Origin of the sequence: Nannocystis sp. RBIL2, from assembly GCF_026626745.1 — a bacterium.
Lineage (GTDB): Bacteria > Myxococcota_A > Polyangia > Nannocystales > Nannocystaceae > Nannocystis.
This window is the reverse complement of sequence record NZ_JAPNJW010000002.1, coordinates 5,228,457-5,243,228: the sequence shown is the minus strand read 5'-3', so window position 1 is coordinate 5,243,228 and position 14,772 is coordinate 5,228,457. Positions and strand designations below refer to the sequence as shown.

Sequence of the window (14,772 nt, the reverse complement as noted above, 5' to 3'; positions counted from 1 at the left end):
CATCCCCGGCGGGCAACTCGCCTCCCGACCTCCGCCGTGCCACCGAACGCCGTCCGCTCCCTCTCCCGAACCCCTGAACGGATCATCATCGAGGCCGTGTCGCCGGCCCTCGACGACGGTCGTCACGCGATCAAGCGCATCATCGGCGACGAGCTGGTGGTCGAGGCCGACATCTTCAAGGACGGCCACGACCGTCTGGCCGCACAGGCGCGCTGGTGCGGGCCTGACGGCGTTTGGCAGACCATGCCGCTGCGCTACGACTACGACAGCGACCGCTGGTTCGCCCGTGTCCCGCTCGACCGCGCCGGCACGTGGTCGTTCACCGTCGAGGCGTGGACCGACCGCTTCACCACGTGGCGAGTCGAGCTCGAGAAGAAGTTCGCCGCGGGTCAGGCGATCCACTCCGAGCTGCTCGAAGGGGCAGTCATGGTGGACGCCGCCGCGCGCGCCGCTGACGGTGACGACAGGAGCTTGCTCATGCGGCTCGCCGACGAATTACGCGACCCCGATCGCGGACCGGCCGAGCGGGCGGTCACGGCGCAGAACGCGGAGCTGCGAGCGCTGATGGCGCTGCACCACGCGCCGGACGACCGCACCGAGCACCCGCGCGTGTTGCCGGTCCGGGTCGACCGCGCGCGCGCCCGCTTCGGCAGCTGGTACGAGTTCTTCCCGCGCTCGTGCGGCGAGCCCGGGGTCCACGGCCGCTTCGTCGACGCCGAGCGGGCGCTCTACCGCATCGCCGCGATGGGCTTCGACGTGGTCTACCTGCCGCCGATCCACCCGATCGGCCGGACCTCGCGCAAGGGCAAGAACAACAGCCTCACCGCCGAGGCGGGCGACGTCGGCAGCCCGTGGGCGATCGGCGGCGAGGCCGGGGGCCACACCGCGGTCGCGCCGGAGCTCGGCACTCTGGCCGAGTGGGACCGCTTCGCCCGCACCGCGAAGAGCCTCGGCCTCGAGATCGCCCTCGACTACGCGCTGCAGTGCTCGCCCGATCACCCGTGGCTGAAGGAGCACCCCGAGTGGTTCTTCGTCCGCCCCGACGGCACCATCAAGTACGCCGAGAACCCGCCGAAGAAGTACCAGGACATCTATCCGCTGGACTTCTGGTGCGACGACCGCGAGGCGCTGTGGCAGGCGTGCAAGGACATCGTGCTGTTCTGGGTCGCGCACGGGGTGACGATCTTCCGCGTCGACAACCCGCACACCAAGGCGCTGGCGTTCTGGGAGTGGCTGATCGCCGAGGTGCAGCAGCAGCACCCCGAGGTGCTGTTCCTGGCCGAGGCGTTCACCCGGCCCAAGCGCATGCGCTGGCTGGCCAAGGCCGGCTTCACGCAGTCGTACACGTACTTCACGTGGCGCACGACGGCGGAGGAGATCAAGGAGTACTTCACCGAGCTGACGCAGGGGCCGATGAAGGAGTACTACCGCGGCAACTTCTTCATCAACACGCCGGACATCCTGCCCGAGCACCTGCAGAAGGGCGGGCTGCCGGCGTTCCGCATCCGCCTGCTGCTGGCGACCACTCTGGCGCCGACCTACGGCATCTACAGCGGCTACGAGCTCGGCGAGAACACGCCGCTGCGCGCCGGCTCGGAGGAGTACCTCGACTCGGAGAAGTACGAGCTGCGTCACCGCGACTACAGCGTCAAGGACAGCCTGGCCGCCGAGATCACCCAGCTCAACCGTCTGCGCCGCGAGCACCCGGCGCTGCAGCGCTACGACAACCTGACGTTTTACCCCTGCGACAACCCGAACATCCTGTTCTACCTCAAGCGCGCGGCCGGGCCAGTCGGTGACGTGCTGGTCACGGTGAGCTGCGACTGGTCGAAGGAGCAGGAGGGGTGGGTCGAGGTACCCCTCGAGGCGCTCGGGATCGGCGCCGACGAGCTCTACGTCGTCGAGGACCTGGTCACCGGCGCGCGATACGAGTGGAGAGGCAGCCGGAACTACGTTCGGCTGGATCCTGCCGCTCAGCCCGGGCACTTGTTCCGACTGGTGCGCAATTACATCGATGTCGAGGTCACATGAGCGAAAACGAACCGCTCTGGTACAAGCACGCCATCATCTACCAGCTCCACGTCAAGTCGTTCCACGACAGCGACGGCGACGGATACGGTGACTTCCCGGGGCTGACCGCCAAACTCGACTATTTGGCCGAGCTCGGGGTCACGTGCTTGTGGCTGCTGCCGTTCTACCCGTCGCCGCTCAAGGACGACGGCTACGACATCGCCGACTACGAGTCGATAAACCCTCGCTACGGGACGATGGACGACTTCAAGCGCTTCCTCGCCGAGGCGCACCTGCGCGGGCTCAAGGTCATCACCGAGCTCGTCATCAACCACACCTCGGACCAGCACCCGTGGTTCCAGCGGGCCCGGCGGGCGCCGAAGGGCTCGCCCGAGCGCGACCTCTACGTGTGGAGCGACGACCCGACCCGCTACGCCGGGGCGCGCATCATCTTCACCGACACCGAGAACTCGAACTGGGCCTGGGACCCGCTGGCCGGCCAGTTCTACTGGCACCGCTTCTTCAGCCACCAGCCCGACCTCAACTTCGACAACCCGACGGTGCGCAAGCTGGTGCTCGACGTCATGCGCTTCTGGTTGGCGCTCGGCGTCGACGGCCTGCGCCTCGACGCGGTGCCGTACCTGTGCGAGCGCGAGGGCACGAGCTGCGAGAACCTGCCGGAGACGCACGCGGTGCTGCGCGAGATGCGGGCCGCGCTCGACGCCGAGTTCCCCGGGCGGGTGTTCCTCGCCGAGGCCAACCAGTGGCCCGAGGACGTGCTGCCGTACTTCGGCAGCGAGACCGAGCCGGAGTGCCACATGGCGTTCCACTTCCCGCTGATGCCGCGCATGTACATGGCGCTGCGCCGCGAGGACCGCACCCCGATCGTCGAGATCCTGGCGCGCACGCCGGCGATCCCGGATAACTCGCAGTGGGCGATGTTCCTGCGCAACCACGACGAGCTGACGCTCGAGATGGTGACCGACGAGGAGCGCGACTACATGTACCGCGAGTACGCCAGGGACCCGCGGATGCGCATCAACATCGGCATCCGCCGCCGGCTGGCGCCGCTGATGGACAACGGCCGGCGGCAGATCGAGCTGATGTCGGCGCTGCTGATGGCGATGCCGGGCACGCCGATCATCTACTACGGCGACGAGCTCGGGATGGGCGACAACATCTTCCTCGGCGACCGCAACGGGGTGCGCACGCCGATGCAGTGGAGCGCCGACCGCAACGCCGGGTTCTCGCGGGCCGACAGCGCCGCCCTGTTCGCGCCGGTGCTGGTCGACCCGCCCTACAGCTTCTCCGACATCAACGTCGACGCCCAGGAGCGGACCGGCACCTCGCTGCTCCGCTGGATGCGCCGGCTGGTCCGCGTGCGCCGGCGCTTCCAGGCGTTCGGCGGCGGCAGCTTCGAGGCGCTCTACCCGGAGAACCGCGCGGTCCTGGCGTTCTTCCGCCGCCACGGCGACGAGCTGCTGCTGTGCGTGCACAACCTGTCGCGCTTCGCCCAGTTCGCCGAGCTCGACCTGCGCGCCCTCGACGGCTGGACCCCGGTCGAGCTGTGGAGCGACCGGCCGTTCCCCCGCATCGGCCAGCTGCCGTACCTGCTGACGATGTCGCCGCACGCGTTCTTCTGGTTCTCGCTGCAGGCGCCCGACCGGCGCCCGGAGGCAACGTGACCGCGCTCGACTTGACGGCCCTCGCCGACCTGTCCTCCGAGACATGGCTGGCGTTCCTCGCCGGGCGCCGGTGGTTCCCCGCCGGCGCCCGCGCCGTCAAGCTGGTCGGCGCCGCGAAGGTCGGCGAAGACGCGGCCCTGTGCCTGCTCGCCGCCGAGGCCGAGCGGCCGTGGATCACCCAGGTGCTGCTGCGCGCGCAGAAGGTCGAGGGGACAGGTTCTGAAGGACATGTCCCGAAGCACAGCATCGAACTGCGGTCCAAGGGCGGCCGGGTCGTCCTGGTCGATGCCAGCGACGCGCCCGAGGTGCTGGAGGTCCTGGCGGCGGCCCTGCGCGCCGGCGCCGGCTTCCCCGGCCAGGGCGCCCAGTGGTCCGCGCGCGCCAGCGCGGGCCTGGGCGAGGTGGGCCCGCTGACCGGCGTGCGCCTGATCGGCGGCGAGCAGAGCAACACCGCGGCGGTGCTCGGCGAGGCCGGCGTGTTCAAACTGTTCCGTCGCATCGAGGTCGGCCGCCACCCGGAGATCGAGCTCGGCCGCTTCCTCGCGTCGCGCAACTTCCCGTACGCGCCGCCGCTGCTGGCCGAGCTGACGGTCGACACCGGCGAGGGCGTGGCCGCGGCCGGGGTGCTTCACGCGTTCTTGCCCGGGCGCGTCGACGGCTGGACCTACGCGCTCGGCTGCGCCGACATGACCGGGCCGGCGCGCGCGCTCGGGGCCGCCACGCGGGCGCTGCACGAGGCGCTGGCCACCGACGACGAGGCGAGCGGGATGGCGACCCGCGCGGTGGTGGCCGCCGACCGGGCCCGCTGGGTGGCCGGCCTGCGCCAGACCGCCGCGTCGGCGCTCGGGCGCCTGGCCAACCGCTACCGCGGCCTGCCGACCGAGCTCCGCGCGCTCGCCGAGGTCGCCGCGTCGCGCAGCGAGGCCCTGCTGGCCGACGCCGAGGAGCGCCTGCGCACCGCCGCGGGCGTGCAGATCCGTATCCACGGCGACTACCACCTCGGCCAGTGCCTCTACGATCCGGCGGCTGGCCAGTGGGCGATCCTCGACTTCGAGGGCGAGCCGACCCGACCGCTGGCCGAGCGCAGCCTGCGACAGCTGCCGCAGCGCGACGTCGCCGGCATGCTGCGCTCGTTCGCCTACGCCGGCATGGTCGGCAAGGGCGGCCGGGCCTGGGAGGAGGCGACGTCGGCGGCGTTCCTGGCCGGCTACGACGCGGCGGCGGTGCCCGGCTCGCAGCTGCCCGCCGCCCAGGCGTCGCCGCTGCTGCGCGCCTGCGTGATCGAGCGCAGCTACCACGAGCTGGCCTACGAGCTCGACTACCGCCCCGACTTCGCGTGGGTCCCGCTGCAGTCGCTGGTGGCCCTCAGCGAGGCGTCGACGCTGCCCGCCTGGCCGCGCGCGTCGCAATTTTAATTAATTGTCCCCGGGGCATGTCCTGAAGGACATGCTCCGGGCGTTCGAGCCTGTCCCGAAGCGCATGTCCCGATGGACAGGACGCGTCGGTGCCGCGTCCGGTATCCGCGCCTCGGCGTGACATGATGATATGTCTCTAGGAGCATGTCCTGAAGGACATGCTCTCAGGACGGCCGCCGCGCCCGCCGCCAGGCCAGCCCGCCGTACGCCAGCGGCACCACCGCGACGGCGAGGCCGGCGACGTCGACGAGGCCCTCGCCGAGCAGCATCGCAGTCAGGCCGGCGACGGTCAGCAGGCCGAGCCACGGCTCACGGTTCTTCATCGCCGACTCCCTCCGCGGCGCGGCCGGGCCGCAGGCGCTGGGCCCGGCGGCGGTCGAAGAACAGCCACGCGCCGTTGGCGGTGATGAACAGGGTCAGCAGGTTGCAGGCGCTCCACAGCAGCTTGAGCGGCAGGCCGCCGTAGTCGCCGAAGTGCAGCGGCTCGGACAGGAACATCGCGTGCAGGTAATTCGGCAGGGCGACGTCGCGGGCGACCTCGCCGGTGTGGGCGTCGATCATCACCGCGTCGATCATGCGCGCGTCGAGCCCCTCCGAGCCGCCGAGCAGCACCGCGTAGTGGGCCGGCGTGGTGAGGTCCATGCCGGGGTAGAGGACGGAGCGGACGCCCCAGCCCGGCTGCGCGTGCGCCGTGGCGACCTCGATGACCCGCAGGGCCGACACGGGCGGGCGCAGGACGTCGACCGGCGCGGCGCCCTGGTACTCCGCGCGGATGGCGGCGAGGTCGGTCACCTGCCACACGCCGAGGGCGATGGTGCTGAAGCCGAGCAGGAAGCCGGACACGCTGACGACGAAGGCCCAGCCGAGCACGACCGCGCCGACGAAGTTGTGGAGGTCGAGCTGCTTCAAGCGGGCGCCGCGGCCGACGCGGATGAAGCCGTAGGCGATCCGCCGCACGTAGGGGGCGTAGATCACGAGCCCCGAGACCAGCGAGACGACCACCAGGAGGCCGATCAACGCGCCGAGGAGCCGCCCGACGGGCCCGAGGAACCACTCGGCGTGCAGCTCGAACAGCACGCCGGTGAAGCTCTCTGCCGGGTCCTCGTCGCCGATCATCCGCCCGCTGGCGAGGTCGAAGTAGGCCAGGCGCGCGCGGTCGAAGCCGGTGTCCTCGGGCGCGGCGACCACCCCGAGCATGACGCCCGGGTGGTTCAGAGGGTCGAAGCCGACGCTGAGCACCCGCTGGTCCGGGAAGCTGCGCTCGAGCGTGGCCAGGCACTCGGCGACCCGCTGCTCGCCCTCGCCGGTGCCGCCCGGCACGACCCCCAGCGCAGCGTCGATCTCCTCGCGGAAGATCAGGACGGTGCCCGTCAAACACAGCACCAGGAGCGGCAAGGTGGCGATGACGCTGGTCCAGCGGTGGAGCCGGAGGTTGAAGCGGAACCAGCGTGAGACGGGAGCGGTCACGGGTGATTTTGACAATCAATATCAGAAAAATGGGCGGTGATCAACGGGCAGAACGTTGTTCTGAGTCACGGACCACGGTCTGTCGGCGAACACGGCTCGACCACCGCCTCGAGGCCGGCACCCAGGGCCGGCGTCCCGTTGGGTCCACGGATCGCGCTGCCATCGGATGTCCCTGAGGTCATGCCCTATCGAGCATGTCCTCATGGACATTTTAAAACTCGCCGCTCACGGGCACAGGCGCAGCAGGTAGGCGCTCCAGCCCTCCGCGGGCGTCAGGACGTCGTCGCCGGCGGGGAACGGATGACTGTAGACCCCGCCGAGCCAGACGCTGCCGTCCTCGCCGAGGTCCACCACGTCGCCGTACTGGGAGCCTAGGCCGCCGAAGCCGCGCACCAGCTCGAACGAGGCGTCGGGGGCCTGGCGGGTGACCCAGGCGTCGTAGCTGTCGTTGTCGACGGTGGCGAGCAACGTGTCGCCGAAGCTCATCGGCCCGACGAAGTTGCCGGCCACGGCGGTCACGCCGGCGCTGTTGGTGGCGATGTCGCTGGCGAACTGCCAGTGGGTCGGGCCGCTGCCGTGGACGCTGCTGGTGAGGTGATCGCCGGCGGGCGAGAGCGCGGCGATCCACCCGTCGAATCCGCCCTGGGAGAAGAGAAGCGGGCCGCCGAAGCCGATGCTGCCCCAGTACCAGCCGGCGAGGTGGATGGCGCCGGCGGCGTCGATGTCGACGCCGGTGACGAACGGCTTGCCGCCGCTCGGCGTGCCGGCGTTCTGGCGCAGCCAGATGAATTGCCCGTCGGCGTCGAGCTTCAGGACGAAGACGTTGTTGCCGGCGAGGGGAGAGTCGAGGCCGCCGCCGAAGTCGACGGGCTTGTTGAACTCGCCGACGAACACGACCTCGTCGGCCGGGTCGACGGCCACGCTGCGCCCGAGCAGGCCCTTGGCGGTGTACGTGCGGCGCCACAGGAGCGCGCCGGCCGAGCTGAATTTGGCCAGATGCACCGAGTCGTCAGGGCCCGGCACGCCGTCGCCGAAGTCGATACCGGCGTCGGCCTGGACCGCCAGGATCACGTCGCCGGCGCCGTCGCTGGCGACGCGCAGGCCGTGGTCGAGGCCCTGACTGCCGAACGCGTGGCTCCACACGTGTTCGCCGGCGGACGTCAGCCTGGCCAGAAACACGTCCTCGTAGCCGGCGCTGACGAAAGGACCGCCGCCGAGATCGATCTGCCCGCGGAAGCTGCCGGTCACCAGGATGTCGCCGTTCGGCGCGAGCGCGAGGCCGCGGGCGCGCTGTTCGTATTCGTTGCCGTAGGTGCGGACCCACAGCAGATCGCCCGTGGGCCCGTACTTGGCGATGAACGCGTCCTCGGGCCCGCTGGACTGCACCGGGCCGTCGCCGAAGTCGGCGACCGACCATAACCGACCGGCGACGAGCAGGTTGCCGTCCGGGTCGGCCAGGATGTCGTCGAACATCGTCGAGCCGGCGTTGGTGAGGATGTTGCGGGTCCAGGCGACCCCGTCCGAACAGTCGATCACCTCGCCGGTGGTGCTTTCAGTGGTGGTGGTGTCGGGCTCGCCGGTGGTGGTGGTGGTGTCGCCAGTAGTGGTGGTGGTGGTTGTGTCGCCGGTAGTGGTGGTGGTGTCGGGTTCGCCGGTGGTCGTGGTCGTGGAATCGGGTTCGCCGGAGGTCGTGGTGGTGGAATCGGGTTCGCCGGAGGTCGTGGTCGTGGTACCGGGTTCGCCGGAGGTCATGGTGTCGGGTTCGCCGGTGGACAGCGGGGGCGGTTCGCTGGTGCCGGTGGTCGACGTCACGCCGTCGGTCGCGCCGGACTCGCTCGCGGTGCCGCTGGCAGACTCGTCGAGGCTGGTGCTACCGATCGGCGGGGGCGGGTCGACGGTGGTGTCGCCGGTGGCGCTCGTGGAGCTGCTGGAGCTGGCGGAGTCGGCGAAATCGCCGGAGTCGTCGCCGCAACCGGCGGATTGTAAGGCGAGCGCGACGGTCAGGAGCGAGGGAATGCGGTTATGAAGCATGATATGTCGATTGCCGCGAGGCACGGCGGCAGCGTGGCGAGCAGTCTATCCGAGCGACGCAGCGTATCACGACGAATCCGACGAGTGTGGGCGATCTCGCGCCGCGTCCGATCGGGGTCGGCAATGCTACAAGGTGCAAAGAGAGCGCCCCCGGCGAATGCTCGGGGTCTCCGCCCCGGCGCACAGCGCCCGACAATCCGCTTGACCTGGCTGTGCGGATGCGTTCTCGTCCGGTCACCCCCCCATGCCCGTCAAGCTGATCGTCGCCCTCGTCCTCCTCGCCCTCGCCACGTTGATGCAGGTCATGCACATCGCCGACGGGAATGACACGATCCCCAATTACGTCAACCTCGCGCTCAAGCTGTTCCTCGTGGTCGGCCTCGTGCGAGGCAGCGAGAGCGCGCGGACGCTGGCCGTGGTGGTCGGCGTGCTCAACCTCCTGGTCGGCCTGCTCGGCGTGTTTCAGGTCGGCGCGCTCATCTCCTACCTGCCGCTGACCTTGCAGCTGCAACTGGCGGTGCCGTTCGTGTTCGGCGCTTACTTGCTTTGGTGCATGAGCCAGGAGGACGTCAAGACCTGGCTGTACAGGCGCGCCTTCGCCGGGGTCGCCGACGTCTGACCTCGAGCGCGAGCGATCGGCAGTGCGTCCTCTCGGGCTTTCCGGCGTGCACACGCCCGTCGCTCGACGGCTGCGCTTCCCCTGCGTGGGCCTGCATCCCGCGTCGTGGCGAACGACATCCTCCGGGGCGGCCGCTCGGGCGCGGTGACGCGGCTCCCGCGCACATCCACTCTGGCGGCGAGGCAGGCCCGGCCGACCTGTCCGATTCGCCATGCCGGGAGACCGCCGTCCCCTTGGCGTGACGCGTGTAGCCTCGCGCTCGCTTGCATGTACAGCACTCTCAGGAGAGAGAGCCATGCCAACTCGCACCACCAGAAGGGACAGGCGATCGTCGGACGACGCGTCGAAGCAGAAGCCGAAGCGGGCCGACGAGAAGACCGCGGCCGGACCGGGCAAGCGCAAGCAAGCGGCCGGCAAGGCGGCCAGCAAGAAGCCCACGGGCAAGCAGGCCGGGACCGGCAAGAAGAGCGCCAAGAAGACGGTCGCGGCGCAGAAGGCCGCGAGCCCGAAGGTCCGGGCGCGCAAGGCCGCCGAGCTGCCGCCGCCCGCGAAGCGGGCCTCGAAGACCGCCGCGAAGAAAGCGGCGAGCTCCCGGGCCAAGCCGGTCAAGAAGGTCGCCCGGGCCCGCGGCAAGGCGCAGGAGCAGGAAATCACCTCGGCCCCGCGCGTCCGGGCCCGCGCCCCCGAATCGGTGCAGAGCGAGAGCCGCGAGCGACGCACGAGCAAGACCGCCGCGAAGAAGACGACCCGCCGACGCCCGGCCGCGCGGGCGTAGCGGCGAACGGGGTCGATCGTCGGAGGTCTGCTCGATCGCCGGGGCGTGGCGGGGAACGGGGTCGATCGTCGGAGGCCTGCTCGATCACCGGGGGTGGCGGCGAACGAGGTCCACCGCGAGACGCCCACATGCGCTCGGCCGCCCAGCGTGGCGGCGAACGGGGTCCACCGCTGGACGCCCGCTGCTGCTCAACCGCCGGGGCGTGGCGGCGAACGAGGTCCAATTCGCTTCACTGGAAGTCACACAGAATAGCGACAGCGGCCCGAGGCGCTCCAGTCGAGCGGGCGACCGCCGGCCGTCCGCTCGACCGCCGACTCGTGAGCTCGTGCGCCCGTCTGCCGGCGCGAGATATCCATCTCAATCCTGCGCTGACATGCCCAAAAAGACATCATGTCCCGAAGGACACATCAATGAAAATCTGTCCGAGGAGTCAGCCGGTTCGCAGGTGCACCCGCGCCAGCTCGAGCTCGCCGCGCATCGCCCGGAAGCGGGTCTGCAGCTCGCGGCTCTGGGCCGTGACCTCGGCGGCCAGGGCTTCGGCCGACTGCCTGGCCGCGCGCTCGTTGGCCTCGCTGTGGCGGCGCAGCGCCAGCGCCTTGGCGTAGATGCCCTCCATGCGGCGGATCGATCGCCGCAGCACCGAGGTGGTGAAGCCGATCAGGGCCAGGGCGATCGCCCCGCCGAGCACCGTGGCGCCGAGCGACCAGCCGCCGGCCGCCTCGCCGTCGCGCAGCCGCTGGTCCTCGGCGTCGACGAGCTGGCGCACCAGCTGACGCACCGCGTCGAGCTGGGCCTCGCGCGCGGCCAGCTGCAGCCGCGACGCCTCGCCGGGCCGCACCAGCGGGCCGCCCGAGCGGGTCGCAGTCGGCGCCAGCCCGGTGGCTCCGGCCCAGCGCCCGTAGGCGGCCGCCAGCGCGGCGGCGCGGGCCTCCTGCTCGGGGTCGCCGGCGGTCAGCTCGGCCAGGCGGCGCAGCGCCGGCGGGACCATCACATGTCCCAAGTGCAAGGGCGGAAGGAACATGTCCTCATGATCGATCACGTAGCCGCGCAGCGCGGCCTCCTGGTCGATGACGAGCCGCTGGACGCGGTTGGCCTCGGCGATGACGGTGCGGGCGCGGGCCGCCTCGGCCCCGTCTTCGGCCGCGGCCACCAGCTTGAAGGCCAGCAGGGCGCACAGCAGCAGCATCACCGCGAGCGGCAGGACCAGCGCCTTCAGCATCAGCCGGCGCAGGCGCGGCACCGGCAGCTCGTCGGCCACGGCGGGCAGCGCCTGCGTCGTGTCGAACAGCGAGGCGTGCAGGTCGCGCGCGGCGGAGCGAGCGGTCATGAGGCGCCTCCGGCGATGTCGTCTTCGGAGCGCAGGCGATAACCGACGCCCGGCTCGGTCGTCAGGTAGCGCGGGCGGGCCGGGTCGCCCTCGAGCTTCTGGCGCAGCTGGGCCATGTAGACGCGGAGGTAGTGGGTCTGGCTGACCGCCTGCGGGCCCCAGACTTCCTTGAGCAGCTGCTTGTGGGTCACGACCTTGCCGGCGTATTTGAGCAGGGTGGTGAGCAGCTTGTACTCGTGCGGCGTCAGGTGGACCGGCTTGCCCGCGCGAGTGACGAGGCGGCGCGCCAGGTCGACCGTGACCTCGCCGAGCGACACGATCGGCTCCTCGGTCGGCGTGCGCTCGGCGACCCGCCGCAGGGCCACCCGGATCCGCGCCAGCAGCTCGCTGGTGCCGAACGGCTTGGTCAGGTAATCGTCGGCGCCGGCGTCGAGCGCCTGCACCTTGTCGCGCTCCTGCCCGCGCGCCGACAGCACGATGATCGGCACCCGCGTCCACTCGCGCAGCCGCGAGGTGACGTCGAGCCCGTCGCCGTCCGGCAGGCCGAGGTCGAGCAGGACGATGTCCGGGTTGTGCTCGGTCGCTCGCTGCAGCCCCTCGGCGGCCGTCTCGGCCTCGACCAGGCGGTAGTTCTGGGCGACCAGCGCCGCCCGCAGGAACCGCCGCAGCGGCGCTTCGTCCTCGACGATGAGTACCAATGGGCCCTGTTCGCTCATGTCGTCGTCTCCGCCTCCAGACCCGACGCCTGGTGGAGCAGGATCTTCGCCGTGTTGTGTAGCACGCCCTGGGGGCCGCTCATCGACGCGAGCGAGGTGTCGGGGCCGGGTTCCGGCGGGGGGGTGCCGATGGGCAGGCTGATCCGGAACACCGCGCCGCCACCGGCGCGGTTTTCGGCCGTGATCTCGCCGCCGTGGGCCGCGGCGATCGCCCGACAGATCGCCAGGCCGAGCCCGAAGCCCTGGGTGTTGGCCTTGCTGCCGCGCACGAACTTCTCGAAGATCGTCTCCTCCTCGCCGGCCGGCAGCCCCGGCCCGCGGTCCGCGACCTCGACCAGCACCCGCCCGGCCTGCACTCGTGCCACCATCCGCACGGGGCTGCCCGCGGGCGTGTGCTTGCACGCGTTCTCGAGCAGGTTGAGGATGAGCTGCTCGAACAGCACCTCGTCGAGCGGCAAGAGCGGCAGCTCGGGCTGCAGCGTGACCTGCACCTCGCGCCCCGCCAGTCGGCGGTCGAGGCGCGACAGGGCCGAGCCGATCGGGTCCTCGAGCGCGACCCAGTCGGTCCGCAGGGCCACGGCGCCGGCCTCGAGGCGGGTCATGTCGAGCAGGTTGCCGACCAGCCGCCCGAGCCGCTCGGCCTCCTCGTAGATGGTCTGCAGCAGGTCGCGCCGCGTCTCCGGCGCGATCGCGTCGCCGCTGTCCATCATCGCGCTGGCGGCCCCGGTGATCGAGGCGAGCGGCGTGCGCAGGTCGTGGCTGACGGACGACAGCAGCGAGCCGCGCAGCTCCTCCTCGCGCGCGCGGACCTCCGCGATCTGGGCCTCCTCGGCCAGGCGGACGCGCTGCAGCGCCAGCGCCACCGGCCCGGTCATGGCGTCGAGCAGCTGGCGCTCGGCCGGGCTGGCCAGCTTGTCGGGGTCGTCGGGGGCGACGCCGAGGACCCCGATCGTGCGGCCCGCGGCCGTCAGCGGCAGGTACAGCGCCTGCGCGGCCTTCAGCGTCTCGGTCCCGCGCCCGGCCGGCCCGTGTTCGAACGCCCAGCGCGCCACGCCTTCTTCGCGCGCGTCGGTGGTCAGCTCGACGTCGGTCCCGGCCATCGGCGCCAGCTCGCCGTCGTGCCCGGGCAGGAGGATGACTGTCCGTGCGGACATGGTCTTTTTGACATGTCGGATCGCGCACTCGGCGAGGTCGACCTCGCTGCGCAGCTGCGACAGCTCGCGGCTCAGCAGGTACAGCGCGGTCAGCCGCCGCTCGTCGATGCGCGCGGCCTCGGCCTGGCGGCGGCTGAGCTCGGTCAGGCCCGAGACCCACAGCGCCAGCACCAGCATGCCGAGGTAGATCGCCGCCCGCTGCAGGTCGTCGATGTGGTTCACGTCGGGGCCCTGCCGCAGCGACGTCTCGACCGCGAGGATGCTGAGCAGCGCCGCCCCGAGCGCCGGCCCGCGGCCGAGGCGCGAGCCGACCAGCGCGATGCCGACCAGCAGCAGCACGATCACGTAGAACAGCGGCAGGTGCAGCAGCCGCGTCGCGGCGATGCTGGCCACCGTCAGCGCGGCCCAGAAGTAGGCGGCGATGCGGAGCGGCGAGCGCAGCGCGGGCACCGGCGAGACCTCGTGCGGGGCGACGTCGCCGGCGATCACGTGGACGTCGAGGTCGCCCGAGCCGCGCACCAGGGCGTCGACCAGCGAGCCGCGCAGCAGGTCGCGCCAGCGGTGCTGCATCGGCTTGCCGATGATGAGGCGGGTCGCGCCGCGGGCGCGGGCGAAGCCGAGGATCTCGCGGTCGATGCGGGCGCCGCTGATGTGGACGACCTCGGCCCCGAGCTGCTCGGCCAGCCGCAAGGTCTCGCCGACCTGGGCCCGCGCCGACTCGCCGGCCAGCGCCAGCCGCGGCGTCTCGACGTACAGCGCCAGCCACTCGGCGCGCAGGCCGGTGGCCATGCGGAAGGCCGCGCGGATGAGCCGCGGCCCCAGCGGGCTCGGGTCGACGCACACGAGGATCCGCTCCGACACCGGCCCGGCGCCGAGCCGCGGGGCGCTGCGGTAGATCAGGTTCTCACGACCTGTCCGTTGGGACATGCGCCGCAGCGCCAGCTCGCGCAGCGCCAGCAGGCTGTTCTTGCGGTACATCGCCGCCGCCGCGCGGGCGTCCTGCTCGGGGATGTAGACCTTGCCGTCCTGCAGGCGCGCCAGGATCTCCTTGGCCGGCGGGTCGATGAACTCGACGTGGTCGGCGCGCTCGAACATCGCGTCGGGCACCGGCTCGCGGACCCGCATCGACGTGATCTGCTGGACCACGTCGTGCTGGCTCTCGAGCTGCTGCACGCACAGCGTCGACATCACGTCGACGCCGGCCGCCAGCAGGTCGACGACGTCGTGCCAACGCTGGCTGTGGCGCGAGCCGGTCGCGTTGACGTGCCCGAGGTCGTCGACGACCACGAGGCTCGGCCGGCGCACCAGCGCCGCGTCGAGGTGGAACTCCTCGATGACCTTGTTGCGGATCTCGACGGTGCGCGGCGGCAGGCGCTCGAGCCCGAGCAGCAGCTCGGCGACCTCCGGCCGGCCGTGGGTGTCGACCGCGCCGAGCACGATGTCGACGCCCTGCCGGCGCAGGCGCTGGGCCGCCTCGAGCATGGCGTAGGTCTTGCCGACTCCGGGCGCCGCCCCGAAGTACAGCGTCAGCCGCCCGCGCCGCGAGTCGGACACGCTCCTCTCCTCGATGGGG

General features: G+C 71.4%; 11 protein-coding genes. 5 read left to right on the top strand and 6 right to left on the bottom strand.

Annotated features, from left to right (window positions below; genetic code table 11):
• Positions 1 to 36 precede the first annotated feature (36 nt).
• The 3 genes from OV090_RS45720 to OV090_RS45710 are packed head-to-tail and all read left to right on the top strand — an operon-like array spanning position 37 to position 5,110.
• Positions 37 to 2,031 carry an alpha-1,4-glucan--maltose-1-phosphate maltosyltransferase gene (locus OV090_RS45720; RefSeq protein WP_267711317.1) on the top strand — a complete coding sequence of 665 codons (1,995 nt, stop codon included), beginning with the start codon at positions 37 to 39 and terminating at the stop codon, positions 2,029 to 2,031.
• A complete protein-coding gene (treS, locus tag OV090_RS45715) occupies positions 2,028 to 3,695 on the top strand; it encodes a maltose alpha-D-glucosyltransferase (protein WP_267711316.1) in 1,668 nt (555 codons plus the stop codon). Before OV090_RS45720 ends, treS begins: the two co-directional genes overlap by 4 nt.
• Positions 3,692 to 5,110, top strand: coding sequence for a phosphotransferase (locus OV090_RS45710; protein WP_267711312.1), 1,419 nt, complete (start codon positions 3,692 to 3,694; stop codon positions 5,108 to 5,110). Before treS ends, OV090_RS45710 begins: the two co-directional genes overlap by 4 nt.
• A 164-nt stretch (positions 5,111 to 5,274) precedes the next feature.
• Here the strand turns inward: OV090_RS45710 and OV090_RS45705 are convergent, their stop codons facing one another.
• The 3 genes from OV090_RS45705 to OV090_RS45695 all read right to left on the bottom strand — a co-directional run bounded on the left by OV090_RS45705 (position 5,275) and on the right by OV090_RS45695 (position 8,608).
• Positions 5,275 to 5,433, bottom strand: a complete 159-nt coding sequence (locus OV090_RS45705) for a hypothetical protein (RefSeq protein WP_267711311.1) — start codon at positions 5,431 to 5,433, stop codon at positions 5,275 to 5,277.
• Positions 5,420 to 6,577, bottom strand: coding sequence for a PepSY-associated TM helix domain-containing protein (locus tag OV090_RS45700; RefSeq protein WP_267711310.1), 1,158 nt, complete (start codon positions 6,575 to 6,577; stop codon positions 5,420 to 5,422). The genes OV090_RS45705 and OV090_RS45700 overlap by 14 nt, the downstream gene beginning before the upstream one ends.
• Positions 6,578 to 6,802: 225 nt before the next feature.
• Positions 6,803 to 8,608: a hypothetical protein gene (locus tag OV090_RS45695; RefSeq protein WP_267711309.1), complete on the bottom strand. Its 1,806-nt coding sequence runs from the start codon at positions 8,606 to 8,608 to the stop codon at positions 6,803 to 6,805.
• 244 nt (positions 8,609 to 8,852) lie between these two features.
• Here OV090_RS45695 and OV090_RS45690 point away from each other — a divergent pair, with 244 nt between their 5' ends.
• Complete coding sequence (locus tag OV090_RS45690) at positions 8,853 to 9,227, top strand: hypothetical protein (RefSeq protein WP_267711308.1); 375 nt, start codon at positions 8,853 to 8,855, stop codon at positions 9,225 to 9,227.
• Positions 9,228 to 9,522: 295 nt separating this feature from the next.
• A complete protein-coding gene (locus OV090_RS45685) occupies positions 9,523 to 10,002 on the top strand; it encodes a hypothetical protein (protein WP_267711307.1) in 480 nt (159 codons plus the stop codon).
• A gap of 430 nt (positions 10,003 to 10,432) precedes the next feature.
• Here OV090_RS45685 and OV090_RS45680 read toward each other — a convergent pair whose 3' ends face one another.
• From OV090_RS45680 to OV090_RS45670, 3 genes are read right to left on the bottom strand one after another with little or no spacing between them, the layout of a single operon-like run.
• Positions 10,433 to 11,329, bottom strand: coding sequence for a CHASE3 domain-containing protein (locus OV090_RS45680; protein WP_267711306.1), 897 nt, complete (start codon positions 11,327 to 11,329; stop codon positions 10,433 to 10,435).
• Complete coding sequence (locus tag OV090_RS45675; RefSeq protein WP_096329922.1) at positions 11,326 to 12,045, bottom strand: response regulator; 720 nt, start codon at positions 12,043 to 12,045, stop codon at positions 11,326 to 11,328. Before OV090_RS45675 ends, OV090_RS45680 begins: the two co-directional genes overlap by 4 nt.
• Complete coding sequence (locus OV090_RS45670; protein WP_267711305.1) at positions 12,042 to 14,753, bottom strand: sensor histidine kinase KdpD; 2,712 nt, start codon at positions 14,751 to 14,753, stop codon at positions 12,042 to 12,044. Before OV090_RS45670 ends, OV090_RS45675 begins: the two co-directional genes overlap by 4 nt.
• Positions 14,754 to 14,772: the final 19 nt, after the last annotated feature.